The 22,999-nt window shown below is 38.5% G+C and carries 21 protein-coding genes; 10 read left to right on the forward strand and 11 right to left on the reverse strand.

What is annotated here, in order from left to right; all coding sequences use genetic code 11:
• Window positions 1-13: 13 nt before the first annotated feature.
• The 3 genes from TDE_RS00290 (at window position 14) to TDE_RS00300 (ending at window position 1,626) form a co-directional block, all read left to right on the forward strand.
• Window positions 14-220, forward strand: coding sequence for a DNA-directed RNA polymerase subunit omega (locus TDE_RS00290; protein ID WP_002666823.1), 207 nt, complete (start codon window positions 14-16; stop codon window positions 218-220).
• A gap of 22 nt (window positions 221-242) precedes the next feature.
• On the forward strand, window positions 243-1,229 hold the full coding sequence (gene miaA / locus TDE_RS00295; RefSeq protein ID WP_002680912.1) for a tRNA (adenosine(37)-N6)-dimethylallyltransferase MiaA: 987 nt from the start codon (window positions 243-245) through the stop codon (window positions 1,227-1,229).
• Between the two features lie 64 nt (window positions 1,230-1,293).
• Window positions 1,294-1,626, forward strand: a complete 333-nt coding sequence (locus TDE_RS00300; RefSeq protein ID WP_002680915.1) for a GyrI-like domain-containing protein — start codon at window positions 1,294-1,296, stop codon at window positions 1,624-1,626.
• Window positions 1,627-1,784: 158 nt separating this feature from the next.
• Here the strand turns inward: TDE_RS00300 and TDE_RS00305 are convergent, their stop codons facing one another.
• Together TDE_RS00305 and TDE_RS00310 are read right to left on the reverse strand one after the other, a co-directional pair.
• On the reverse strand, window positions 1,785-2,096 hold the full coding sequence (locus tag TDE_RS00305) for an OadG family protein (RefSeq protein ID WP_010956673.1): 312 nt from the start codon (window positions 2,094-2,096) through the stop codon (window positions 1,785-1,787).
• A 59-nt stretch (window positions 2,097-2,155) separates the two neighbouring features.
• The gene (locus TDE_RS00310; RefSeq protein ID WP_002673299.1) at window positions 2,156-3,202 is read right to left on the reverse strand and encodes a Fic family protein; all 1,047 of its coding nucleotides are present in this window, start codon (window positions 3,200-3,202) and stop codon (window positions 2,156-2,158) included.
• A gap of 195 nt (window positions 3,203-3,397) precedes the next feature.
• On the opposite strand from TDE_RS00310, the gene TDE_RS00315 reads away from it, so the two are divergent.
• Together TDE_RS00315 and TDE_RS00320 are read left to right on the forward strand one after the other, a co-directional pair.
• Window positions 3,398-3,889, forward strand: coding sequence for a PTS sugar transporter subunit IIA (locus TDE_RS00315; RefSeq protein ID WP_002666808.1), 492 nt, complete (start codon window positions 3,398-3,400; stop codon window positions 3,887-3,889).
• Window positions 3,890-4,069: 180 nt separating this feature from the next.
• The gene (locus TDE_RS00320; protein ID WP_002680918.1) at window positions 4,070-5,557 is read left to right on the forward strand and encodes a DUF5312 family protein; all 1,488 of its coding nucleotides are present in this window, start codon (window positions 4,070-4,072) and stop codon (window positions 5,555-5,557) included.
• 35 nt (window positions 5,558-5,592) lie between these two features.
• Here TDE_RS00320 and TDE_RS00325 read toward each other — a convergent pair whose 3' ends face one another.
• The 4 genes from TDE_RS00325 to TDE_RS00340 form a co-directional block, all read right to left on the reverse strand.
• Complete coding sequence (locus TDE_RS00325; RefSeq protein ID WP_002666804.1) at window positions 5,593-6,909, reverse strand: ATP-dependent 6-phosphofructokinase; 1,317 nt, start codon at window positions 6,907-6,909, stop codon at window positions 5,593-5,595.
• A gap of 170 nt (window positions 6,910-7,079) precedes the next feature.
• Complete coding sequence (locus tag TDE_RS00330; RefSeq protein WP_002680919.1) at window positions 7,080-7,604, reverse strand: DUF192 domain-containing protein; 525 nt, start codon at window positions 7,602-7,604, stop codon at window positions 7,080-7,082.
• Window positions 7,594-8,184, reverse strand: a complete 591-nt coding sequence (locus TDE_RS00335; protein WP_002680920.1) for a hypothetical protein — start codon at window positions 8,182-8,184, stop codon at window positions 7,594-7,596. The genes TDE_RS00330 and TDE_RS00335 overlap by 11 nt, the downstream gene beginning before the upstream one ends.
• 14 nt (window positions 8,185-8,198) lie before the next feature.
• Window positions 8,199-9,446, reverse strand: coding sequence for a Crp/Fnr family transcriptional regulator (locus tag TDE_RS00340; RefSeq protein ID WP_002673293.1), 1,248 nt, complete (start codon window positions 9,444-9,446; stop codon window positions 8,199-8,201).
• Between the two features lie 158 nt (window positions 9,447-9,604).
• On the opposite strand from TDE_RS00340, the gene TDE_RS00345 reads away from it, so the two are divergent.
• The 5 genes from TDE_RS00345 (at window position 9,605) to TDE_RS00365 (ending at window position 17,367) form a co-directional block, all read left to right on the forward strand.
• Window positions 9,605-10,840, forward strand: coding sequence for a M20 family metallo-hydrolase (locus tag TDE_RS00345; protein WP_002680921.1), 1,236 nt, complete (start codon window positions 9,605-9,607; stop codon window positions 10,838-10,840).
• A gap of 18 nt (window positions 10,841-10,858) precedes the next feature.
• Window positions 10,859-11,875 (forward strand): KamA family radical SAM protein, encoded by a 1,017-nt coding sequence (locus tag TDE_RS00350; protein ID WP_002680922.1) that lies wholly within the window; start codon window positions 10,859-10,861, stop codon window positions 11,873-11,875.
• 145 nt (window positions 11,876-12,020) lie between these two features.
• On the forward strand, window positions 12,021-12,848 hold the full coding sequence (locus tag TDE_RS00355; protein ID WP_002673287.1) for a sigma-70 family RNA polymerase sigma factor: 828 nt from the start codon (window positions 12,021-12,023) through the stop codon (window positions 12,846-12,848).
• 61 nt (window positions 12,849-12,909) lie between these two features.
• Complete coding sequence (locus TDE_RS00360) at window positions 12,910-15,150, forward strand: peptidase U32 family protein (RefSeq protein ID WP_002680923.1); 2,241 nt, start codon at window positions 12,910-12,912, stop codon at window positions 15,148-15,150.
• A gap of 78 nt (window positions 15,151-15,228) precedes the next feature.
• Complete coding sequence (locus TDE_RS00365) at window positions 15,229-17,367, forward strand: methyl-accepting chemotaxis protein (RefSeq protein WP_002680924.1); 2,139 nt, start codon at window positions 15,229-15,231, stop codon at window positions 17,365-17,367.
• A gap of 49 nt (window positions 17,368-17,416) precedes the next feature.
• Here TDE_RS00365 and TDE_RS00370 read toward each other — a convergent pair whose 3' ends face one another.
• From TDE_RS00370 to TDE_RS00390, 5 genes are all read right to left on the reverse strand, one after another.
• Complete coding sequence (locus TDE_RS00370) at window positions 17,417-18,340, reverse strand: riboflavin kinase (protein ID WP_002673283.1); 924 nt, start codon at window positions 18,338-18,340, stop codon at window positions 17,417-17,419.
• A gap of 73 nt (window positions 18,341-18,413) precedes the next feature.
• Window positions 18,414-19,757 (reverse strand): APC family permease, encoded by a 1,344-nt coding sequence (locus TDE_RS00375; RefSeq protein ID WP_002673282.1) that lies wholly within the window; start codon window positions 19,755-19,757, stop codon window positions 18,414-18,416.
• A 27-nt stretch (window positions 19,758-19,784) separates the two neighbouring features.
• On the reverse strand, window positions 19,785-20,831 hold the full coding sequence (locus tag TDE_RS00380; protein ID WP_002680926.1) for a zinc-dependent alcohol dehydrogenase: 1,047 nt from the start codon (window positions 20,829-20,831) through the stop codon (window positions 19,785-19,787).
• A gap of 15 nt (window positions 20,832-20,846) precedes the next feature.
• Window positions 20,847-21,629 (reverse strand): class I fructose-bisphosphate aldolase, encoded by a 783-nt coding sequence (locus TDE_RS00385; RefSeq protein WP_002680928.1) that lies wholly within the window; start codon window positions 21,627-21,629, stop codon window positions 20,847-20,849.
• 50 nt (window positions 21,630-21,679) lie between these two features.
• Window positions 21,680-22,999, reverse strand: coding sequence for a glycine/sarcosine/betaine reductase component B subunit (locus TDE_RS00390; RefSeq protein WP_002680929.1), 1,320 nt, complete (start codon window positions 22,997-22,999; stop codon window positions 21,680-21,682).

The raw sequence follows: 22,999 nt of genomic DNA on the forward strand, positions 1-22,999 counted from the left end.
TTAAAATAATTGCATGATATTTCCATTAAAAGAACTCATCGAGTTTGATGACAATATTTACGAGATTACATGTGCATCGACAAGAAGGGCCTATCAGCTGGCTAAAATCCAAGATCCCAATGTCGAAAAAAGCGGAGACAAGGTTGTTTCAGCCGGAGCAAAGCAAATTTTTACCGGTGAAGTAAACTATCAGATAGAGCGTCACCCCGAATTCAACTAAAATTTCTACTTCAAAAGTTTGCATGGTTCCCGTATTGATTTTTTTCGGAGCGACGGCTTCGGGAAAAACAAGCTTAGCTTCCGAAATATTTTCTTATAAACATTCAAAAGATTTCTCAAAAGAAGGCGGAATTTCGGCTCTTTCAGCTTGTGCAGAAATTATAAGCGCCGACTCGGTTCAGGTGTATAAGCATATGCATATCGGCTCGGCTTCTCCTTCCAAAGAAGAATTGGAAGACCTACCCCACCACTTAATCGCCATAAAAGAGCCTTCCGAAGAATTTTCGGCAGCCGATTTTGTAAAAGAAGCCGATAAACTTTGCCCCGAAATATATAGGCGGGGAAAACTTCCGGTCTTGATGGGAGGCACGGCTTTTTTCTTAAAGAATTTTCTATACGGCCTTCCCGTTACGCCCACCGCCGACCCTAAAATCCGTGAGCATTTTCAAAAACGAGCAAAGGAAGAAGGAGCCGGCATTCTTTTGGAAGAGCTAAAAAAAATAGACCCCGAGACGGCAGAGAGGCTCCATGTTCATGACGAATACAGAATAATAAGAGCTCACGAAGTTTTTGCCGCTTCAGGGAAGCCTTTAAGCTCTTTTGCCCTCCCCGAAAACCCAAGAGAAAAATACGAGTTTTTTATCTTAAGCATCGAAAGAACCCGCTCCCTTTTATACGAAAGAATCGAAAAGAGGGTCGATGCTATGTTTGCCGAGGGCCTATATGATGAAGTAAAAAAGCTTTATGAGATGGGCTATACAAGCGAAAGCCCCGGACTTAAAGCCATAGGCTACAGGGAATTTTTTGATGAAAATAAGCGTTTAAAACCCGAATCGGACTTGGAGGAAGTCTCGGCCCTTATAAAACGAAATACCAAACACTACGCCAAGCGTCAAGAAACCTTTTTTAAAACAATCCCGGATGTTCACCGCTATTTTATAGAAGATAAGGCTGAGATATCAAGGCTTTATAAGGATATTTGCGGGTTTTATAAAAAACTATTAAAATGATTATGAGTGCTAAAAAAAGTGGAATGATTTATTTAATAAGGCTTCTCATGAGGAACTTATTACTATGGGGAACGGACAAAGCTACGGTTCATGCTATGAGGTAAAAGATTGCAATTCCTTTAATTACATGGCAGGCTATGATTGCACCGACGAGCAAAAAGCCGAAACATTCGGTTTATCCGTCATGCACATTCCCGAAGCCGAGTACGCTGTCGTACAATTAAAAGGTCCTGTGCCCGACTGTATTCATCAAGGCTGGAAATATGTTATGGATACTTTCTTCCCGGAACAGGGTTATCGGCACGCCGGCACTCCCGATTTTGAAATTTACAAAGAAGGCGACATGTACGATAAAAACTACAATATGGAGTTATGGGTACCGATTATAAAAGAGTAATTGTGCCGGTATTTTTGCTTGTAATAGGGATAAGGTGCAGGCAGCAGGAAAATAAACCCGCTGCTTGTAAAAAATGGCAATGATAGCACACAATCAAAAAATAGTATTCGTGCGAGTCAAAAAAAATTCAAATTTTTATCAAAATCTTTAAAATTTGCCTATTCTTCCCCTTCCTCACCTGCAGCTTCTTCTTTGGAGGCAGGCGTTTTTTCCTTTCCAGGTTTGGGTGCTTTCTTTTTTACAGCAAAACGCCTCGGTTTTTTCTTATAGCTCATTACATAAAAAATAAAGCTTAAAATAAGACCGCAAACAATGGTTACTCCGATCACTATGGGAGAAAGTACAACATTTTTTATAACATAAAAAAAATCGGGCGAATTCATATTTCTTTTATCGGAAAAACTTATAAAAACTTTTAGAAGCTTCTCTCTTTGCAGCTTGTCAAAATGGGAGATTCTTAACCTTATCAATAAACCGTTCCCCTTATTTTATTTGCATTTTTAAGGGAAAGTTTAAATGTTTATGGGAATTACTTTAATCTATAATAGCAAATGTTTTTTCCGGAGCCTTCTCTTTTCAATTCACCGGCTGATACTAATTTTCGGAGTCCACCCTCGATAGAACTTATACTCAGAGAAGGACAAAGCTCACGAATATCCTGCTTAGTAAATCGGCCAATCTTATTTAGAGCGGCACGTCTTACAGTTTCAAGAGCAGGAAGTTTTATTTCTACTAAAGCAAAGCGGTCTGCAAAATCTCTATAGGCCGCAAGAACCGTTCCAAGCAAGTATTTGATAAAAGGAACAACATCTTCTTCGCCTTCATGCCAACCAATCTGAGCTCTACCAAGTGCGTCATAATATAAATCCTTGTTTTTTGCAATTTTTGCTTCCAAAGAGATATATTTTCCTACATAAAAGCCGTTTCTGTATAACAGAAGAGTTGTCAGCAGCCGGCTCATTCTTCCGTTACCATCGTTAAAAGGATGTATGCAGAGAAAATCATGAATAAAAACAGGAATTGCTATTAAGGGCTCCACTTCCATATTTCCAATTACTCGGTTATATTCTTCACAAATTTTATCCAACGCCTCCGATGTTTCAAAGGGAGCAAGCGGCGTAAATAATATTTCCGTATGATTATCCGAATATGCAGCACTGATATAGTTCTGTACACTTTTTATTCTGCCTGCCATCGGATTGTTCATATGACTATACAAAATCTTATGGAGCTGCAGAATATAGTTTTGTGAAAGAGGAATCGCATCAAAACTTTCGTGAATTATATTTAATACATCACGGTAACCCGCAATTTCTTGCTCATCACGATTTTTAGGTGTTGTTTTCTCTTTCACCAACTGCTTGATACGGGTACTTGTTGTTACAATACCTTCAATTGCATTCGATGCCTCTGTACTTTGTATCTTTGCAATCTCGACCAGTTTCTCTAATTCTTCCGGACGTTGTTTCAAGTACATTTCCTGTTTTCCGGCTTCTTTATATATTGCAGCAATCAGACCAAGGGTGCCGGAATCCCACTTTTGATTTTTGATTTCAGAATAATTAAATGGTCTCATTGTTTTGCCTCCGATATTTTCCCTTAAATTATAGCAGAAAATAAGGGTAAATTCAAGTCAATTTAGATATTCATTCTTGTAACTGTTATATTCTTCAACCGCCGGATAAAGGCTTTTATTTTGCAATTAAAAAGAAATTTGAAAAAAAACTAAAAAAAACTTGACTTTTACTCAAAAGAGGCTTAGAATGTATTCATGGAATTTAAAGATGCATTGAAACCCGATTCTGTAGATTTAAAGGATGTTATAACTCCTGAAACCATTAATCTGCACTTAAAAGGGACTACAAAAGAAGCTATTATTGATGAGTTACTTGATACGCTTGTAAAAGCCGGAAAAGTAAAGGATAGGGTTGCTACAAAGGCTTGCGTTTTAGATAGAGAACGCAAGATGTCTACAGGTATGAAGCATGGCATAGCCATACCTCATGGAAAGACGGACTCTGTAAGTGATCTCGTTGCCTGTATAGGCATTGCAGATAATCCGGTAGACTTCGATTCTTTGGATCAAGAACCGGCCAGAATATTTATTATGACTCTTTCCCCTCTGGATAAGACAGGCCCCCACTTGCAGTTCCTTGCACAGATAAGTTTATTATTCAAAAGTGCAGAAAAAAGAGAAGAACTTCTAAGGGCTACAAACGAACAAGCCGTCATCAAGCTTTTAATGGAAAGCGACGAAGAGTAACAGGTTAAAAAGCTTTGAATAATGGTCTATGCCGGACTTGGTACAGACCGTTATTTTTTGCTCAACTTATTTTTTGCTCCATGAACCGCTGTACCGGTTGACAAATTAGCAAATTTAACACATATTATTAACATGGCCCATAAAAAAGAGAGTTTTTTCCAAAAAATAATAGGTTTATTTATGTCCTCAGAGAGCCCCGAGGCCGTCAAAAGACGTAAATTAAAGGATATTGCAAAAACCATAGGAAAAACCAGATACAGTAAATGGTATAAATCGAGTTCTCAAGAGGTATTACCCCAAGCGGCACAATTTTTTTACAGCATTTATAAGGTCGTAGGCCCGGCCCGGCCCCTTTTAGCAGGAGCAGCTTCTTCAAAGGTTTTAAAAAACGTTACTGTAGAAAATTCTCTTTCGGACAAACAAAGAAAGTTAATTGAAAATTTATCCGAAGAATCAATAATAGAACAATCAAAAAATACAAATGCCGAAGTCTTCGCCGAAAAGGTAAAAAAGGAATTAAAAACCTTTATAGGTGAACTTGATTCCGATCAAGCACAAAAAATAGATCTAAGTTACCAACATCTTGATGCCTTTATACAGTTTGTCCTTTTCGATTATTATTTTTTACTTCGAAAATTCGATTCCAACTTTATTGAAAATAATTTCAACTATACCCCCAACTTTCAGGCAATAAGAGGAGAGTATATTTCCGAAGACTTAAAAGATTTTGCATCGGTTTTTTATCAGTTAAGTTTCGATACCGACTGGAATCTTATCTTCGATATAATAAAGACCTATAAAAACATTCAACCGGTTCATGCAGGCCAATGGAAAAAACTTTTAGGAGCTTTAGGCGACCTTCGCCGCTCACGGGCTCTCGAATATATTATCCAACATATTACCGAGGATATAATTTACACGGTTGAAACTACCCCCTTTACCGAAAAAGTAACCGATACCTACGTATCACAAATTAAAACAAACACCCAAAACGTTATCCATAAACTCATCGAAGAGCAAAGATCGTCAAAGGTTGCGGTTTTAATAAACAAAATATTCGGGGAGCAAGTCATCTCCGGCATGAAAAACTACGTCATCGATGCAAACCGAGCTTTTACAAGAAGAGGATTATCGGGGTATATCTATGCCGAAGAAATGAGTTATCTAAAATCTTTTTTAATAGAATATGTAAAAACTGATATACGGGCTCTGTGCGACCTATTTTTAGTACGGGGAAATTGGGGAGGCTTTGCCGGCACTACAGCAGATTTTTCCAATAGTTTTCATGCAATAATGCAGGTAACTTCCAAAACAATAGAGTTTGACGATAAACTTTCCGAGGTCTCCGATATAGGAGTAAAGTTCCGAACCCTTCTTTCCAGAATGGAAAGAGAAAAGGAAGCAGGACGCCAGGCCGCAAAACTTCTAAATGATGTAAACGAAACAGCCCTTAAGCTTATAAATATTTCACTAAAACATATAATAGTGATTGGCAATAACTTTAAGACAATCATAGCCGATTATGACAAACCCCGCCGTGAATTAATTCAAAACTGGAAAGAAATTGAACAAAATTCGGAAAGGCCCGTAAGGGAATGGCTTGTCGAAGCCTACAAAAAAATCTACGATTTTACCATGCTAATGCAGCTTTTTATAAAAAAAGAATAAAAAACTGCATTACAAAATATCGCCCTATATTTAGTCTATATCATTGTCGTGGGCTGGCCTGTAGCATCCAGTGCATCACGCCACAAAGAACTTTCAGGGTTAACATATTTTCTTTCCGAGACAACTTGTTCAATCGGCAGGTGCACAAATTTATTGTTTACAAGCCCTATAAGGGTGCGGGTCTTCCCTGCCATAGCAGCATGAACCGCATTGTTGCCTAAGCGTTCGCAATAAACCGAATCGATGGGAGCTGCAATTGAAGATCTAATCTGATAACTGGGATCAATGTATTTTAAGTTTATATGCATCCCGATCTTATCAAAATACTCGGTTATTTCTTTTTTCAAAAACAAACCTATATCCGCAAGTTTTTTGTTTCCTGAAGCATCCGTTTCTTCTTCAATATTCATTAAATGCTGACCGGCGCCTTCGGCTGCAACAATGAGGGCATAACCATTTTCAATAAGCTTTTTTTCCAAAAGCTTTAAAAAGCCGTTTTCACCGCCCAATTCAAAGCGGACTTCGGGTATAAGAACAAAGTGCGCCTCATGACAGGCAATAGCCGTATGGGTTGCGATAAAGCCCGACTCCCTTCCCATAAGCTTTACCAAGCCTATACCGTTGATTTGAGAACTGGCCTCCATATTGGCCGCTGCAACAGATTCGGTAGCCTTTGCAATAGCCGTATCGAATCCGAAAGACTTTTGTATAAAAGAAAGATCATTATCTATAGTTTTGGGAATACCTATTACCGAAATTTTTAATTTACGCCTTTCAATTTCTCTTGAAACTTCGAGAGCTCCTTTTTGCGTACCGTCACCGCCGATAAAAAATACCATATTGATATTCATCTGCTCGATTCCGTCTACTATTTCGGTGACCCTTGTACCTCCGCCTCGGGAAGTGCCCAAAAAAGAACCTCCCGTTTTATGGATTCCGTTTACTGCTTCAGGAGTCAATGGAACGGGAGAAAACCCATATTCGGAAATAAATCCCTTATATCCGAATTTTATACCGCTGATTCGGCGGACTCCGTACCTTGTCCACAGACAGCGTACTATAGCCCTTATAACATCATTTATACCGGGGCATAAACCTCCGCAGGTAGCAATTGCAGCATGTACATAGTTGGGGCTAAAGTAGATCTTTTGACGAGGCCCGGCCTTTTCGATAATGTCGGCGTGAGTTAAAGGCTCTCCTGTTTCACCCAAGGAGGCATCCAAATTATATCTTATAAATTCGTTATCGGTAACATAGTTTGCAATCAGATCTCCGTGTGTTTCCGACAGCATAATAGGAGACTGTATTTTACATTCTCCCAATGTAGAAATGGAAAAGTCCGTTTTTTTCATAATACCTCCCATAAAAACTTTTTGCAGCAAATATCAATTTGCGAAAAAAGTTTTTTCAAGCAGTTTGTTCACAAACTGCATACAATAATGCGATGTTTTGTGCAAAGCACAAAACTCGAAGATAAACAGTGAGGCTGAATTTCTGCCGAACTGTTTATCTTACCTCCTTTTTATTGAATCTTTCTCTTTAACAGAAAAATTGTTTCCTGCGTCAATTTATCGCCTTCTTTTATGTCCATTCTTTTAAACATACCTTGAGGAACCTCAAGAGCATAGCGTACGGAATAAGTACTTTCAACTGTTTCCAGACTATAAGGCGTCATATCGTATATTTCTTTAATTATACCGGAGCTGTCAATAAAAGCAATTGAAAGAGGGTGAGGCGTGTTCTTCATCCAAAATCTTAACTTAGTATCTTCCTTGTACAAAAAAATCATTCCCGTACCTTCAGGGATAAGCTTCCGCTCCATAAAGCCTCTTTGCTGCTGGGCAGGAGTGATTGCAAGTTCCACACTTATTTTTTCGATATTTTTTTTAACGGATTCTTCGGTTTTTGCTTCTTCATTTGTTTCTTCTGTCTCTTCTCTTGAGATTTTTTCTATAAAAATATCTTCAGTTTCCATTTTATTTTGAGAAGAGCACGAAGCAAAAAAACAAAGCATTAAAAATACTATTATAACCTTTTTAAAAATCATTTATAAATTCCTCTCGCAAAATATCACTGTAAGCCTTATCCGTTTGACTTTTTTCCAAAAGCTCATTAAATACCTTTAAATCAATATACTTTATTGCCAGAGGGCGCTCTAAAATCATTGAGACGTTTTCGTTTTTCCAAATAGACCTTTTTGGGTCTATACTTAAAGGCTCCCCGTATTTTGAAGTCAGAGCAGAATACATCGAATAATAATCTATCTTGTCGGTATCCATCTGGATAATGATAATATATAGGTTGTCTTCATAAAACTGGAACCAAGCCCTTTTAATATTGCTTGAGCCCCTTGTTTCAATAAGGCTTCGGTTTTTACCGGGTAAAAGCGAAATATCCCTTTCTCCCCGATATCCGAATATAGGGTCTTTTAAAAGGGCTTCTTTAACAGCATCCATATTCATTCCGAGGCTTATTTCTCTATATCCGGCAGGAAGTTCAGCAAACTCAGGCTTCTCTTCTTTTTTTTCGGTTTCAGTTTTTTTAAGAATTTCTTTATTGGACTCTGCTTCTTCGGAAAAAGCAAAGCCTATCAGAATAAAGACTATACAAAAAAATAATTTTTTCATAATGCGTTTCCGTTCTACCAATATCCGCCGCTCTTTGCACGGGCATTTATACGGGATTTTTCAATTTCCTGCATCTTCTTAAAGTAGGCGGCCTGCTTTGAAAGCTCCAACTCGTCCGTTATGGAAATTTTAGATCCGTCACATCTTACTATCGGTTGTTTTAAAAATTTTGTAACGGCCTCGGATACTTCCTCTTTAGGTATGCCGCACATATTTGCCAACTCGACGGGGCCGAAGTTAAAGGTATGGTACTTGCCCTTTACCGGTTTAATTCTGGATTTTTCAAGCTGAATAGCAAGCATATCATACATTTTTTCGACATGGTCCTTGATAAGAGTATTGGCAAGCTGCTTGTACATTGCCCAGATTCTATCCGCAAAGGTAGTTGTAAGGCGGGCAATCAGCTGAGGTTGAGTTGAAACCATTTGATTAAAGTTTTGGCGGTTTACAGCTAAAAGCTGACATCCTTCTTCGGTAACAATAGCACTTGCAGAGCGGGGTTTATTTTCCAAAAGGGCCATTTCGCCGAACATATCGCCTTCTTTTAAGACAGCCAACAGAACTTCATTATTATCAAGAATCTTTGTTATTTTTACATGGCCTTTTTGAATAATATAGAGCTCGGTTCCGGATTGACACTCACAGAAAATCATGTGCTCTTTATCGTAGAGCCTTATCATTTGGTTTGTAGGAGGTTCAAGAACTTCCATAGGGATTTTTACCCCCATAGCCTTGATAGCCATAACCCTTTTTTGAGCTGCATCAGCAAATTCACCCTTGGGCTGAGCCTTTAAATAATGATAATATGCATAAAGGGCCAAATCAAATTTGGACATCCTCAAATAATATTCACCGATTGTAAAAAGATGGGAAATGCCAGTTACAACATTCCTTTTTAGAGTAATGCGGGTTAAGGCCTCATCCAAATAGCGCATCTTTTTTGAAAAAGAGTAAATTATCTTCATTGCAACAGAAGTATTCTTTTCAATCAGATGGGGGAACTGGCCGTATGGAACGGAAATTAAAAGCGCATCGGTCAAAGCAATAGCCGTTTCGATTTGGGTGTGCCCGGACATACAGGAAACAACACCTAAAAAGTCTCCCGGCCCCAAAACATTGCCGCCTTCTTCAGCAACTACCTCATCTTCCTTTGCGACTTGCACCTTTCCGCTTTGTATAATATAAAAATGATCGGTATCCGACTTTCCTTCTATGAGAATATATGAGCCTTTTTTAAAATTCAAAAATGACAGCTGTAACAAGTTTTAACCTCTCATACCTTTATGCATTGACAAATAGAAACATTGCACATTTATAGTATATTTTGAAAAAGTCGAATTGTCAACCTACTTACCTAAAATACTTTATTAATTATTTTCTTCCGATTGTATTTTTGCACCTTTTTTGATAGAATAGGCAAATGAGCACCTTTAAAAAAATTACCGATTTTATTGAATCCAAAACAAACGATATTATAGGATTGGAAAGGCTTTTAACTTCCATTCCTGCCATGGCTCCGGAATCCGATGGAGACGGAGAATTAAAAAAATGTGAAGCCCTGGAAAAATATTTAAAAGAAGCGGGTTTTAGCAATTTTGAACGCTTAGATGCCCCAGATGAGAGGGTTTCTTCAAAAATACGCCCTAATCTGATTGTCACCATTCCCGGAAAAAACGATAAGGAAAGGCTCTGGATTATGAGCCATCTGGATGTAGTTCCGCCCGGAGACCTGTCTAAGTGGGAAAGCGATCCTTGGACTGTAATCGAAAAGGACGGAAAACTTATAGGCCGCGGAGTTGAAGACAACCAGCAGGGCCTTGTTTCTTCGGTTTTTGCAGCCTTGGCTTTTATCAAATTAGGAATCACCCCCGAACATACTATCAAGCTTTTATTTGTGGCCGATGAAGAAGTCGGCTCCCAATACGGCATAATTTACCTCCTCAATAAGCACAATCTTTTTACAAACGATGATTTGATTCTTGTACCAGATGGAGGCGACCCTAAGGGAGAAACGATAGAAATAGCCGAAAAAACCGGCCTTTGGCTAAAGGTTATTACGAAGGGCGTCCAAACCCATGCTTCAATGCCTAACACGGGCAAAAACGCCTTTGTTGCAGCCTGCGACCTTGCCCTCCGCTTAAACGACTTAGAAAATCATTTTAACAAAAAAGACGATTTATTTTCGCCTAATTATTCAACCTTTCAGCCGACTAAAAAAGAAGCCAATGTACCGAATGTAAACACAATTCCGGGAGACGATGTTTTTTATGTAGACTGCCGAATTCTTCCTTCTTACGATGTAAACGAAGTCCTAAAAGAAATGCAAAAAAGAGCTTCAGAGGTTGAAAAAAAGTATGGAGTGGGTATCAGATTTGAATATGATGAACCTGAGGCCTCTCCTGCAACACCTAAGGATGCGAAGATTGTAAGCCTTCTTTCATCTGCCGTAAAAAAGGTAAAAGGAATTGAAACCTCTACGATAGGAATAGGAGGCGGAACGGTCGCTGCCTGTCTGCGCTCTAAGGGCTTTAATGCCGTTGTTTGGAGCTCCCTTGATGACAGCTGCCACCAGCCCAACGAATATGCTTTTATAAAGAATATCATAAGCGATGCAAAGGTTATGGCAGCTATGATGTTCGGTGTCGAAAATATTTAAAGAGCAAAAACTTAAAATATGAGCGAAAAAAATTGGAGGGAATTTTCGGCTGCTGAAACAGCAGATTTTGAGCAGCCCGTCTTAATTTCCTCCGCTTTTCAAAAACTGATAGAAGAATCAGAACCCGAAGACTCAAATGCCCTCCTCCTCCAAGTTGAGCCTTCAGCCTGCGAAAAAACCGTATGCTCTTACGAAACAGCCGACCCTCTCGGCGAGCAAAAATACTGTATCACACCCTATCTTGTTCATCAATACGAAAACAGGGTACTTCTTATAACGACAGGAAAATGCCTTTCATATTGCCGTTATTGCTTTAGACGGGGCCTTACCGCCCGATCTCAAAGCTATATTGGAGACGGAGAATTAAAGGCAGTTACGGACTACATCAAAAAGATGCCTCAGGTTACGGAAATCCTTGTTTCAGGCGGAGACCCTTTAAGCGGAGGTTTTAAAAAGCTTGAAAAGGTTTTGGACGGCCTGAGAACAATAAAGGAAGACCTTTTGATAAGACTGTGCACGAGGGCTCCGATTTTTGCACCCGAACTTTTTACTGAAGAACTTTTACATCTTTTGAAAAAAACAAAGCCCCTATGGCTCATTCCGCATATAAACCATCCCGCAGAGCTTGGAAAAGAGCAAACAAATGCCTTAAATGCCTGCATTGAAGCCGGTATACCCATTCAAAGCCAAACGGTTCTTCTAAAAGGTGTAAACGATAATGAAAAAACTTTGATTAAACTTTTTCATAAGCTTACCTGCATGGGCATAAAACCGGGCTATCTTTTTCAGTTGGATCCTGCAGCCGGAACCTCCCATTTCCGTGTTCCTTTAAAAGAGGCCTTAGACCTTTGGGAAAGAGTCGAACCGAAACTTTCAGGACTATCCCGTCCTCAGTTTGCGGTTGACCTTCCGGAAGGAGGAGGTAAATTTTCTCTTTCAGCTCTTATTTATTCTAAAAAAATCATAGAGCAAAAGGAAGATTCAAGTTTTAGTGCCCTTGGTGCGGACGGTGTTATACATAAGTATACATATTAATGTATACAAAAATATACAGCAATTATTAAATATTTGCTTTTCCGATTTAAAATCTTTATAAAATTGTAATAACTCCATTATTTACGACTAAAAAGCTGCTTATCTTAGCACACTTTTTGCTTATTAACTTATGAGGTAATAAATTATGACGGAGAATCTGCTTTTACAATACATTAAGGATAGCAAAAAATATCCTCTTTTATCAGCCGAGCAAGAAGCAGAATTAGCCGATGAGGTAAAAAAAGGCAATACAGAGGCTATAGAGGTTCTTGTTACATCAAACTTGCGGCTTGTAATAAAAATGGCTAAAAAGTTCAGCTCAAATGAAAACCAAATTTTGGAACTCATTCAAGAAGGTAATATGGGTCTCATGAAGGCTGCTTCTAAATTTTCAAAATCGTTTAAAGTCCGTTTTTCAAGCTATGCAGCTTGGTGGATAAAACAATCTTTTATAAGATACTTGAATTCTGCCGACAAAGTTATAAAACTTCCCGTAAGAAAAGAAGCCTTAATCCGCCAAGTACACAAAGAAGAAGAAAACTATAAAATAAAATACGGAATTTTACCTTCTTATAGCCAGCTTGCAGAAATAATGAAAGAAAAAGTAGATATTATCGCTCAGATAAAATCGTTTAATTATACAGATATATGCAGTTTAGACGATCCTGTTGATAACGAAAGATCGGCAAACCTGTATGATTTTATTCCGTGTAATACCTATAACCCCGAAGAAGAGTTTATAGATAACGAATTCAAAGAAAAATTAAATAAGTGTTTGGAAATACTTAATGACCGCGAAAAAGATGTTTTAAGAAACCGATACGGTCTTGACGGTACTATGACCTCGACCACCTTTGCCGTCTTAGGAAAAAAATATTCAATCTCGGCTGAATCCATCCGTCAAACCCAGCTGAGAGCCCTAAAAAAATTAAGAGCCGATACAAATAAGATTAAAGCAATGGTCTCGGTATAGCCTTTCTTTCCTACCTGATTTTTTTTATCAAATATGATACAATGAGCTAGAGGTATAAACAATGAACATAGAACTTTTAGCTCCGGCAGGGAATACTGAGGCCCTTGATGCTGCCGTAAACGAAGGAGCCGATGCCGTATATTTAGGCTTAAAAACTTTTAATGCGCGTATGCGTTCCTCCAATTTTGCATGGAGCCAATTTGAAGCAGCCGTAGACAGCCTTCACAAGCGGAATAAAAAGGTCTATGTTACCGTTAATACGGTTTTAACCGAAGAAGAAACCGAAAAGATGTACCGCTTTTTAAAATACCTTGATTCAGTTTCTCCCGACGGCATCATCGTTCAAGATTTGGGCATAGTTCAAATGGCTAAAACACACTTTCCAAAATTAAAGCTTCACGCCTCAACCCAGATGAATATAGCCTCAGCCAAGGCTGCAAATGCTTTAAGCCGATTCGGAATATCAAGGGTTGTTTTAGCAAGGGAGCTTTCATTAAAAGAAATCGAAGCGGTCAACTTAAACACATCCTGCGAGCTTGAGGTTTTTGTGCACGGAGCCCTATGCGTCTGCCAATCGGGGCTATGTATGTTTTCTTCATACCTTGGAGGAAAATCAGCAAACCGAGGGATGTGTGCCCAAGCCTGCCGAAGACTTTACACGGCCCACACACCTCAAGGCGACAAAGACGGCTATTATTTTTCTCCCCATGACTTGCAGCTCATCGATTATGTTCCCGACCTTATAAAAGCGGGAGTTTCATCCTTTAAAATTGAAGGAAGAATGAAGAGTGCAGAATATGTAGGGACGGTAGTTTCAGCCTACCGCCATGTAATAGACAACTGGGAAAAGAATAAAAAGGAAGCTGTCGAAACAGGCCGCCGCATTCTAGCCGGAGACTTTGCCCGAAAAAAGACTAGCTTTTTATTTGTTTCGTCAAAGGCTGAGGAAATATTAAACCCGAATCAGGCGGGCGGCACCGGTATTTTTTTAGGAACGATAGACAAAACCGCCCAATTTAAGATTAAAGAAGTTGAAGGGAAAACAAAAGAAGAGCCCATGCGCAAGGTTCACTATGTGCTTTTAAAGGGCGGCTCCTATACTCCCGATTTTGGGGATTCGATTCGGCTTCATACAAAGGATGACCGCGGAAGAGAAAGCTGGAAAATTCAAGATATAAGGATTGAAAAAGCCTCTTCAAAAAAATCAGGTTCGGCCGATGAAGTATGGATTCAGGTCCCTGCCGATTTCGGCATAGGCGACAGCGTTTACCTTTTGCAAACTAAAAGTATGAGTAAGCGTTATACTCCGGTGCTGCCCAAAACTTTGAGTCCTTTTAGAAAAAGGCCCGGAGACGACAAGCTTCCCGAACTTAAACTTTATCCCGAAGGGAATCCTGCCGGTAATGAGAATGTAAAGGAAGGAGCAAAAAACAAACAGGACGACAAGCGGGCTAAAAAAATTTTGAGTAAATCCAATATTGATATCTTCCCTGACGGTTTTTATGTTCAAGTATCTTCAGTAAACAGCCTCCACACCATTCTTTCCGACAAACCTGTGCGGGTCATTATAAACCTAAACGAAGATACAAGAGAAGCCTTAGCCGGTACGGGAAAAAGCGGCAAACCTCTCCCTTTCTCAAAACGGGAAATCTTTATTTCACTTGATCCTTTTATGGGACAAGCCGAAAGCGATGAGCTTGAACTCTATCTTATGAGCCTAATCGAAAAGGGTTATACTCAATTTGTAATCAACAATCCTGCCCATATTACAATGCTAAAAAATAAAAATCTAAACCTTGTTGCCGGCCCCTATCTTTACAGCTTTAACCGCTGGGCTGTAAAATGGCTTCAAGAAAATAATATTTTAAAGTTTATATCTCCCATCGAAAACTCTCAAAAAAACCTTGAAGAGGTTTATGCTCCCGGTATGAGAAAACAGGTACTGATCCCTGTTTTTGCCTATCCTGCCCTATTTAGAATGAGGTTCACACTTCCAAAAACTTATGATTTCTTATATTTTTCCGATAAACAAGGAGAGGCTTTCAAGGCTTTTTCAACACCGTCTGCTTCATTTGTGCTACCGGAAAAACCTTTTTCGATAACCGACCGCATCGGCTCTTTGGAAAAAAAAGGCTTTGATAAATTCCTTCTTGATTTTTCTCACACGGAAATCGAACGCGGTGAGTACAGACATATTGTAAACTCATGCAGAAAAGGAATTTTTCTCGAAGATACTTCACGCTTCAACTGGAAAGAAGGTTTTTATGACCCTGTGAAAATTGAGGCGAGAAAACAAAAGTAATATTCTAGAAATTATTGATATTTTTAATAATTTGCAGTATAATGAATATATCTAATATTGTTATCCAAGGAGTTTTTTATGTCGGAAACAAAAGGTACCTCAACTCAGCTTTCTGATTCGGCAAAAACGAGGTTCTATTCCATAGGAAGCAGACTTTTACTTTTTACCGTTATATTGCTTTTAGCCCAATATCTAATAATCGCATACAAGGATTGGCGAAGTCTTAAAAAATTCTCTTCAAATCAAATAAAGATGATGGCAGACATAAAACACTCAGCTTTCAACCATGAGTTAAATACGTATGAGCTTATGGGCAAGATGATATTGAATAATATTTCCAAAGATGAAAAAATAATAAAGGCTTTTGCAGCAAGAGACAGGAAAACTCTTACCGAACTTACCTTACCTCTGTTTGATGAAATGAAAAAAAACTATAAAGCTAAACAATTCCATTTTCATATACCGCCGGCAATTTCATTTTTACGTGTTCAAAACCCAAAGAAATTCAATGATGATCTTTCAGGGTTTAGAAAAACAATTTTACAGGCAAACTCCGAAAAAAAAGAAATAAGCGGGCTTGAAGTCGGAGTAACCGATTTGGGCTTTAGAGTAGTAAAACCTCTTTTCGATCAAAACAATAAACACATAGGGTCGGTAGAATATGGGGGAGATGTTAATAGCGACTTTATACAGGGTTTTCTTAATAACTGTTCCAGGGAAGTATTGGAAGGCGGTTTAAATATAAGCGTATGTGCCCGCACTTTAGACAACACTTATAAAATAATAGGTTCCAATTTTGAAAACGATAATTCCGAAGATTCTGCTGCAATTATGGAAGAATTGGGAAACAAAGAGAACCTTATCAAAATTGACGGAACCAATGCCGCCGCTTATTATCCTATGTATGATTTTTCAGGAAATATAATAGGGTACTCAAAATTTTTATATTCGATTGAAGAAATTCAAAGGAGTCAAACAAACTTCTTCATAAAGACGGCAGCTGTTTTACTTTTTATATTTATTCTATTTGTTTTAACAATCATGATATTTACAAAGCTCTTTATCATACGCCCGGTTAATAAGGTTATCGCTGCTCTTAAAACCGTATCGGAAGGAGATTTACGTGTTACGCTTCCTTCAACGGGTAATAATGAAATTGGAAAATTGACGGATTATTTTGCCGACACAATTGCAAAAATAAGCTATATGATAAAAGCCGTTTTAATGAATTCACAAAAAATGAAGGATGTCGGTGATGTACTTGCACAAAATATATCCGACAGAGCAAGTGCCATACACCAAATTACTCAAAATATAGAATCGGTAAAAACACAAACAGTCAATCAAAGCGCCAGTGTCACGGAAACATCTGCAACAATCGAACAGGTTATCAGCAGGCTTGGAGAATTGGACAGCGACATTGAAGTACAAGCTTCAAGTATTGAGGAATCTTCCGCAGCAGTTGAACAAATGGTTGCTAACATAGCCTCAGTTACAAACAATCTTGAAAAAAACAATACTCTTATTAAAACCGTATATGAGAAAACAAAGAGCGGTAAAGAAGGTGCAAGATTAGCAAATGATGTAGTTGCTCAAATAGCATCCTTATCGGCTTCCTTGCTTGAAACGAGTGAGATTATTCAAAACATTGCAAGTCAGACAAATCTTTTAGCTATGAATGCCGCAATTGAAGCAGCTCATGCAGGCGAAAGCGGAAAAGGTTTTGCCGTTGTAGCCGATGAAATAAGAAAACTTTCAGAACAGTCTAATATGCAGGGTAAGCAGATAGGTGAGGTTATGAAAAAATCTACCCAGATTATCGAAAAGCTCACAGTCGTCGGTAAAGAAGCTGAAAAATCTTTTATTAAGGTGTATGAACTGGTAAATCAAATTTCACAGCAAGAAGAACTTATGGTATTTGCAATGAAAGAACAAGAAAACGGAAGTAATGAAGTCCTTCATGCAATAAAAAACATAAACACAATTACGGGCGAAGTAAAGACCAGATCGGTAGAAATGCTGTCCGGAGGTATTAAGGTTTCAGAAGAAATGCAAAAACTTGATGCTCTTACCAGAAATATAAACAATAGCATGAACGAAATGGCTACGGCAGCTTTTGCAATAAATGAATCAAGTAAAGAAGTAAGTGAAATATCGCAAAAAAATAAGGATAGCATCGAACACTTATCACTAGAGGTAAATAAATTTAAAGTATAATTATTTTATAAGGCCGATTGACTCTAAGACTCAATCGGCCTTAAATTGGCTAACAAATTTCTTTAGGTTTAACTTGTAATAAGTTTCCATTCTCTTCGATATAACTATGTATTTGCTTAATATCTTTATCGATCTGCTGTCTTACTTCTGCAAGCCCCCCGTCAAATTTTCTAATACCTCTAATATAAACCAATAATTCAAGAAAAACTTTTTGCCCATATATATCGCGGTCAAAATTCAACAAAAAGGTTTCAATAGTTGGAATTGGAATATCATCATCGGATGGCCGTAAACCTATATTTGTCATTCCAAAATGATTCTCTCCTTGAAAGCGGCTTATTGACCCATAGACCCCGTGAGGCGGGAAAAGTTTATTTGCTGCAATGGAAATATTTGCCGTAGGCATACCGAATTTATGTCCGGCACCCTTTCCATGAACTACGGTACCGCTGATAAGATAAGAAGAGCCAAGCATTGAGGACACCTTAGAAAAATCACCGTCGTGAATTGTTTGTTTGATAGTATTGGAACTAACTTCAAGGCCATTTATACATTCCATTGGAACAGTTTCCACAGTAAATCCATATTTTTTTCCAATTGAACGAAAATGATTTACATCTACTTGATCAAGCCCAAACAGAGCATTTTCTCCGGCTACAAGGGTTTTTGTATTTAGCATCTTATTTAACACATCATGTGCAAAAGACTCTGCCGTCATATTTTTGATTATATCTTCAGATAGAGAGAACATAGTATCCAGTTTACCATTTTGCAATAAATAGGACTTTTCTTCTTCAGTATAAATAACAGGACTGGAATTATTAGACAAGCTAATTAATACCGGCCTTAGATTTTTGCATTTACAGAGTCTATCAATAACGGCTCTGTGTCCAACATGAAGTCCATCAAAAAAACCGACAGCAACACAACTTTCTCCATTAGTGATAGGTTGTAACTTATCCGTAATTCTCATTATTTCCTCCTACAGAAAACAGGCAAATCGCTGTCAAAGAAGCAGCGGAAACCCGCTGCTTCAAATCTCAATCCTAATCAGCCTTATTTTTTTTCATCATTATAAACATAATAATTCCGCCGATACCATATAAAATAAATGTGAATAGCCACATATATACACTGCCATTAAAAATAGCAGGTATATAACAAACTAATATCAGAATAATCGTCAATATTGAAACAATATTTCCTCCGGGAGCAGCATAATTACCTTCTACATGAGGTAGTTTTTTTCGAGATGCTATCAACGAAAAACACACAATAACTATAGTGATTGCTGCTGAAATTGATCCTAAATTTACCAATAACTCTGTAATGCTTGGAAAACAACTTAGTACAATTGTACATGCTGACAAGGTAAGACAGGCTGTGGATGGAACCCCGTTTTTATTGACTTTACCAAAAAATGCCGGCAGCATTTTTGCATTTGCCATTGAACATACAGCACGAGCATTTAAGAACCCGACAACAAGCATTGTCGTCAATAAGGCGAGCAATGCAGAAATAGAAATGAGCTTTGAAAGCCATGGGAACATATTAAGAGATGTAAAAGCTGCAGCAAACATAGGTATAAATCTCATACCGGGATTCTTAATTAAAAATTCCGTGGTAATATTTCCCATTGTTCCCAGAATCATAAGTTGATATAAAAGAACAACAAGAATAAGAGAGATAGCTAACGATTTAGGAACTGTTCGATTTGGATTTTCTACTTCTCCAACCATGAAGGCAATGGCTACTACAGAGCCATACCCAACCATAGCATTAGGAATAGCTTGAATAAAACCGGCTACTCCTTTAGCACCTTGTGTAAAAAAAGGAACCATGTTTTGAGGATTCCATCTACCGGCAAACATAGCAATACTTACAAAAGTGAGCATTGTTATCACAAGTAAAGCTACCAACACATTATTGTACTTTCCTGCACTTGTAACTTTTATTAAGTTAAGAGCCGTACATATAACAATAGAAATAATTGCCAATGGGATTCTAAATCCGGCTAGAGCTTGAAAACCGACTCCCAAGTATACAGCTACATAAATAGCTGAGAAAGCTACTGCAATTATATTGGAAATAACATAGCCCCAAGCAGAAATAAATCCCCATACTTTTCCTTCACGCTCATTTTTACCCATTGCTTTTGCAGGAAATACAAATACACCTCCCGATTTAGGATATCGAATTGATAGTTCAGCAACCTGAATCCCATACAAGCCTAAAATCAAGGCAGCAACAAACCATGTAATCAGAGCTGCGGGCCCCGCATAATACATAGTCATACCTGAAAGCGAAAAGATAGCACTTCCGATACAGCCTCCGACAAGAATAGTTACACATGAGCCTAAACCCAATTTTTCGTTTTCTTTTATTTTCATGATAGACCTCCTTAGAAAATAAAATTTTTAATCTGTAATAATCATACGAAATGTGCCCGGAACAATAGCTGCTTCGAAAGCTTTTTGAGCCTCCTCAAAAGGAAATTTTTTAGCAATCAAAGGTTTACAATTAATGATACCTGTAGATAATAATCTGTTTGCAGTATAAAAATTTCTTTCATCAGGACTAATTGCTCCCGTTAACACAATCTCACTACCATGCAGCATTTGAGGACTAACAGGTGTGGGAGAATCAGGATGCATTGAACTGTATTGGATCATCCTTCCGCATTTACCGGTCATTGCGATTGCTTGAGGAACAACTCCAGGAATAGGTGTTGTATTAAATACTGCATCTGCTCCTCGTCCATTTGTTAAACTTTGTATAAATGTAACAGGGTCATGCTCCAAAGGATTAAAGACTATATCCGCCCCCAGCTGTTTTCCCAGTTTGCATCTTTCCGGATCAACTTCACTTAAAATAACTCGACAACCGCGGCACTTGGCTAACATTATATGATATTGCCCCATAATACCACCTCCTATTACAACTACATCTTCGCCCAACTGTAAATTTGCTCTTTCAATACTGTGTACACAGCAGGCCAATGGTTCTGTAAGACATGCTTCCTCGTAGCTGAGCTCGTCTGAAATTGGAAAAAGAGCAGAAGTATTAACAATGATATAATCACATAAGCCTCCGGGGCCTACCAATAAATTTTCTCTTACAGGTTTTTTTTGTGCGCGTTCGCATAAATTATTATGTCCGCTATGACAATAATGACACTCACCGCAATTATAAAGCAAGCGCACAGCCACCCTATCCCCTGCAGACCATTTTTTCGTATTTACCCCATCACCAAGGGCAACTACTTCGCCTGAAACCTCATGACCTCCGGTACAAGGCAGGGGCATGGGAATTTCACCCCGAAAAATTCGCTGCTCCAATGTACAAAGAGCAACTGCATGAACTTTGACAAGCACCTCACCGCTTCTAAGATCAGGCGTGTTCAGCTCTAGGATTTCGACTTTATGCGGGCCTGTAACTGCTGCAGTCCTTATTTTTATCGACATATTTTATCATACCTCCTATTTCAATATGGAAAGAGCTTCGGCAACAGAAGCATTGTCATGAATGACAATAGATATCGCTTCACAAAAACGAGCAATATTGGAATGGCGATATATATTCCGCCCCATAATTATCCCCTTTGCCCCTGCTTCCAGTGCAGATTTAATATCCAAAAAAATCTCTTCTTCGAATTTTGCTTTGCTTCCTCCAAGAACCAAAATGGGAGCAAAGCAGCTTTCAGTAACTCCAATAAAATCATCCTTGCCTACAAACTCGGTTTTGACAAAATCGGCTCCAAGTTCAGCTCCTTGACGGCAGGCGAATTTTATATTGTCGATTGAGCGGGTATCAATGCCTTCATGTTTTTCAAATCCAAACGGAAGCATTTCAGCTCCTATGGGCAGACCGAATTTTTCTCCATCTGCACAAAGTTTTGCAAGATATTTAAGGCTATGCTCATTATCCGTCGAGCCAGGATAACCCATACATAGCATAGCATCAGCTCCAACTCTTACAGCATCTTCTGCCGAATACAATAGGTCCAGCCGATCCATAGGCTTTCGTAATGAAGAGATACCTCCATCCGCCCTCATGATAAGACCGGTATTTCCAAATTCTTTTTGGAAATTTTTTATCATACCATAAGTCGTCAAAAAGGCATCAGCCCCTCCGGATACTGCTTCCCGTATCACATGGCCGGCATCATGTAAATCCGGAGACGGCATCATTGCTGCATGGTCTAAAGCAAGCACAAAAGCCTTTCCGTCACTACGAAAAATGTTGTTCATCCTTCGCTTCATAATTCCTCCTTTCATCTTAAAGATGAATTTAAATCAAATCTATATAAGGATCAGTAAGCTTCAGCAAATATTTTGCTATAGCCGCACTGATTTCCGCCTAAATAAAGATGTGTTGTATTATCCAAAACCAATTCATTATTTGAAGGAGGGAAAAAACCTCCGGATTCTTTATTAAGCCGAAATGTATCTCCTCCAACAACACGCTTAACCTGTTTGAGATATACAGGTTTTTCAATAGAACCTCCTGTACAAACTGCATCTGCTTCCGGAAAGTGATCAACAAGCAAAACGCCTTCAGTGCCGTCTTTCCCTCCAAATTCAAATGTAATCGTTGAAGCCATAATTCCATGGTTTTCTGCTGTTTGAATAGTATACATACCGTCAACGCAGGCATTTCCGCCGCCTTCCCACGCCATTACTAATCCGTCCGCTTTAAGCATTTGTGCAAGTTTAACACAATGACTGGCGCATCTTTGTTTATGCCAGTTACTTGGATTATGACTTCGGCATAAAATAACTCCTTTGAACCATAGATCCTTACCATGCCGGCGATATAAATCCAATAAAATCGGATGATTAACATGTAAATATGTCGGTACCTTAAAAGCCGGCCAAACATAATTACCGCTTACTATGCAACCATCAAGCATCTCATTAGGATGTAGGATAGTCGGGACAATATCATAAATAGGCAGTCCATATAAAAAAGTATTAGCATATGGCCCTTGATTTTGGCATTGCCATACCAAAACAACATTTGGAAGAGAGCTGTTGTTTTGTAAAGTTTGAAATGTTTCGGTACGATCAGGTTTAAGAGTTCTGGTAAGCTCCGCAAGATATGTAGATATTTTAATGGCTATCAGACGGATATCATTGTCATATTCCATTGCGGATTTTCCTTCATTTAAATCATATACTATCACTAGATTGTGCATTTCAGAAAATGGAGTATATTGAGCATAGTCTCCGGCTATTTCAATTATAGCATCACGCGGATACAATAACCCGCTTGATGCATTAGTCTCATCCCATGGAAGATCAGCACTCTCCATAACTGAAAAACCTGAAAAGATATTTGTTATGCCACGCCCTACAGTAAAAGGTGTTCCAAAAAAACCGGAATATTGCTGTCCTTCTCCTTCAAGCTTTACCATAGAAGCAAGTGTATCTAAAACATGAATTATTCGAGCATTTTCTCCGGGATGGGTAATCTCCAATCTAAACCCTTTAACAGCATTAAATAAGTCTTTGGCAACTTCATTCAATTCATCCTCGGAAATTGTTAAAATTCCATCAGAAAAGCAGCATTTATCCCCAAACTTAACATCTTTAACATCAAAATACTGACGAATTAAAACCATATCATCCAT

Origin of the sequence: Treponema denticola ATCC 35405 (genome assembly GCF_000008185.1) — a bacterium.
GTDB lineage: Bacteria > Spirochaetota > Spirochaetia > Treponematales > Treponemataceae > Treponema_B > Treponema_B denticola.

Bases quoted from the DNA above. Each gene is read 5' to 3' on its own strand.
- TDE_RS00290 (WP_002666823.1), top strand. From the start codon at position 14: ATGATATTTCCATTAAAAGAACTCATCGAGTTTGATGACAATATTTAC.
- miaA (WP_002680912.1), top strand. From the start codon at position 243: ATGGTTCCCGTATTGATTTTTTTCGGAGCGACGGCTTCGGGAAAAACA.
- TDE_RS00300 (WP_002680915.1), top strand. From the start codon at position 1,294: ATGGGGAACGGACAAAGCTACGGTTCATGCTATGAGGTAAAAGATTGC.
- TDE_RS00310 (WP_002673299.1), bottom strand. From the start codon at position 3,202: ATGAGACCATTTAATTATTCTGAAATCAAAAATCAAAAGTGGGATTCC.
- TDE_RS00315 (WP_002666808.1), top strand. From the start codon at position 3,398: ATGGAATTTAAAGATGCATTGAAACCCGATTCTGTAGATTTAAAGGAT.
- TDE_RS00320 (WP_002680918.1), top strand. From the start codon at position 4,070: ATGTCCTCAGAGAGCCCCGAGGCCGTCAAAAGACGTAAATTAAAGGAT.
- TDE_RS00325 (WP_002666804.1), bottom strand. From the start codon at position 6,909: ATGAAAAAAACGGACTTTTCCATTTCTACATTGGGAGAATGTAAAATA.
- TDE_RS00330 (WP_002680919.1), bottom strand. From the start codon at position 7,604: ATGATTTTTAAAAAGGTTATAATAGTATTTTTAATGCTTTGTTTTTTT.
- TDE_RS00335 (WP_002680920.1), bottom strand. From the start codon at position 8,184: ATGAAAAAATTATTTTTTTGTATAGTCTTTATTCTGATAGGCTTTGCT.
- TDE_RS00345 (WP_002680921.1), top strand. From the start codon at position 9,605: ATGAGCACCTTTAAAAAAATTACCGATTTTATTGAATCCAAAACAAAC.
- TDE_RS00350 (WP_002680922.1), top strand. From the start codon at position 10,859: ATGAGCGAAAAAAATTGGAGGGAATTTTCGGCTGCTGAAACAGCAGAT.
- TDE_RS00355 (WP_002673287.1), top strand. From the start codon at position 12,021: ATGACGGAGAATCTGCTTTTACAATACATTAAGGATAGCAAAAAATAT.
- TDE_RS00360 (WP_002680923.1), top strand. From the start codon at position 12,910: ATGAACATAGAACTTTTAGCTCCGGCAGGGAATACTGAGGCCCTTGAT.
- TDE_RS00365 (WP_002680924.1), top strand. From the start codon at position 15,229: ATGTCGGAAACAAAAGGTACCTCAACTCAGCTTTCTGATTCGGCAAAA.
- TDE_RS00370 (WP_002673283.1), bottom strand. From the start codon at position 18,340: ATGAGAATTACGGATAAGTTACAACCTATCACTAATGGAGAAAGTTGT.
- TDE_RS00375 (WP_002673282.1), bottom strand. From the start codon at position 19,757: ATGAAAATAAAAGAAAACGAAAAATTGGGTTTAGGCTCATGTGTAACT.
- TDE_RS00380 (WP_002680926.1), bottom strand. From the start codon at position 20,831: ATGTCGATAAAAATAAGGACTGCAGCAGTTACAGGCCCGCATAAAGTC.
- TDE_RS00385 (WP_002680928.1), bottom strand. From the start codon at position 21,629: ATGAAGCGAAGGATGAACAACATTTTTCGTAGTGACGGAAAGGCTTTT.
- TDE_RS00390 (WP_002680929.1), bottom strand. From the start codon at position 22,999: ATGGATGATATGGTTTTAATTCGTCAGTATTTTGATGTTAAAGATGTT.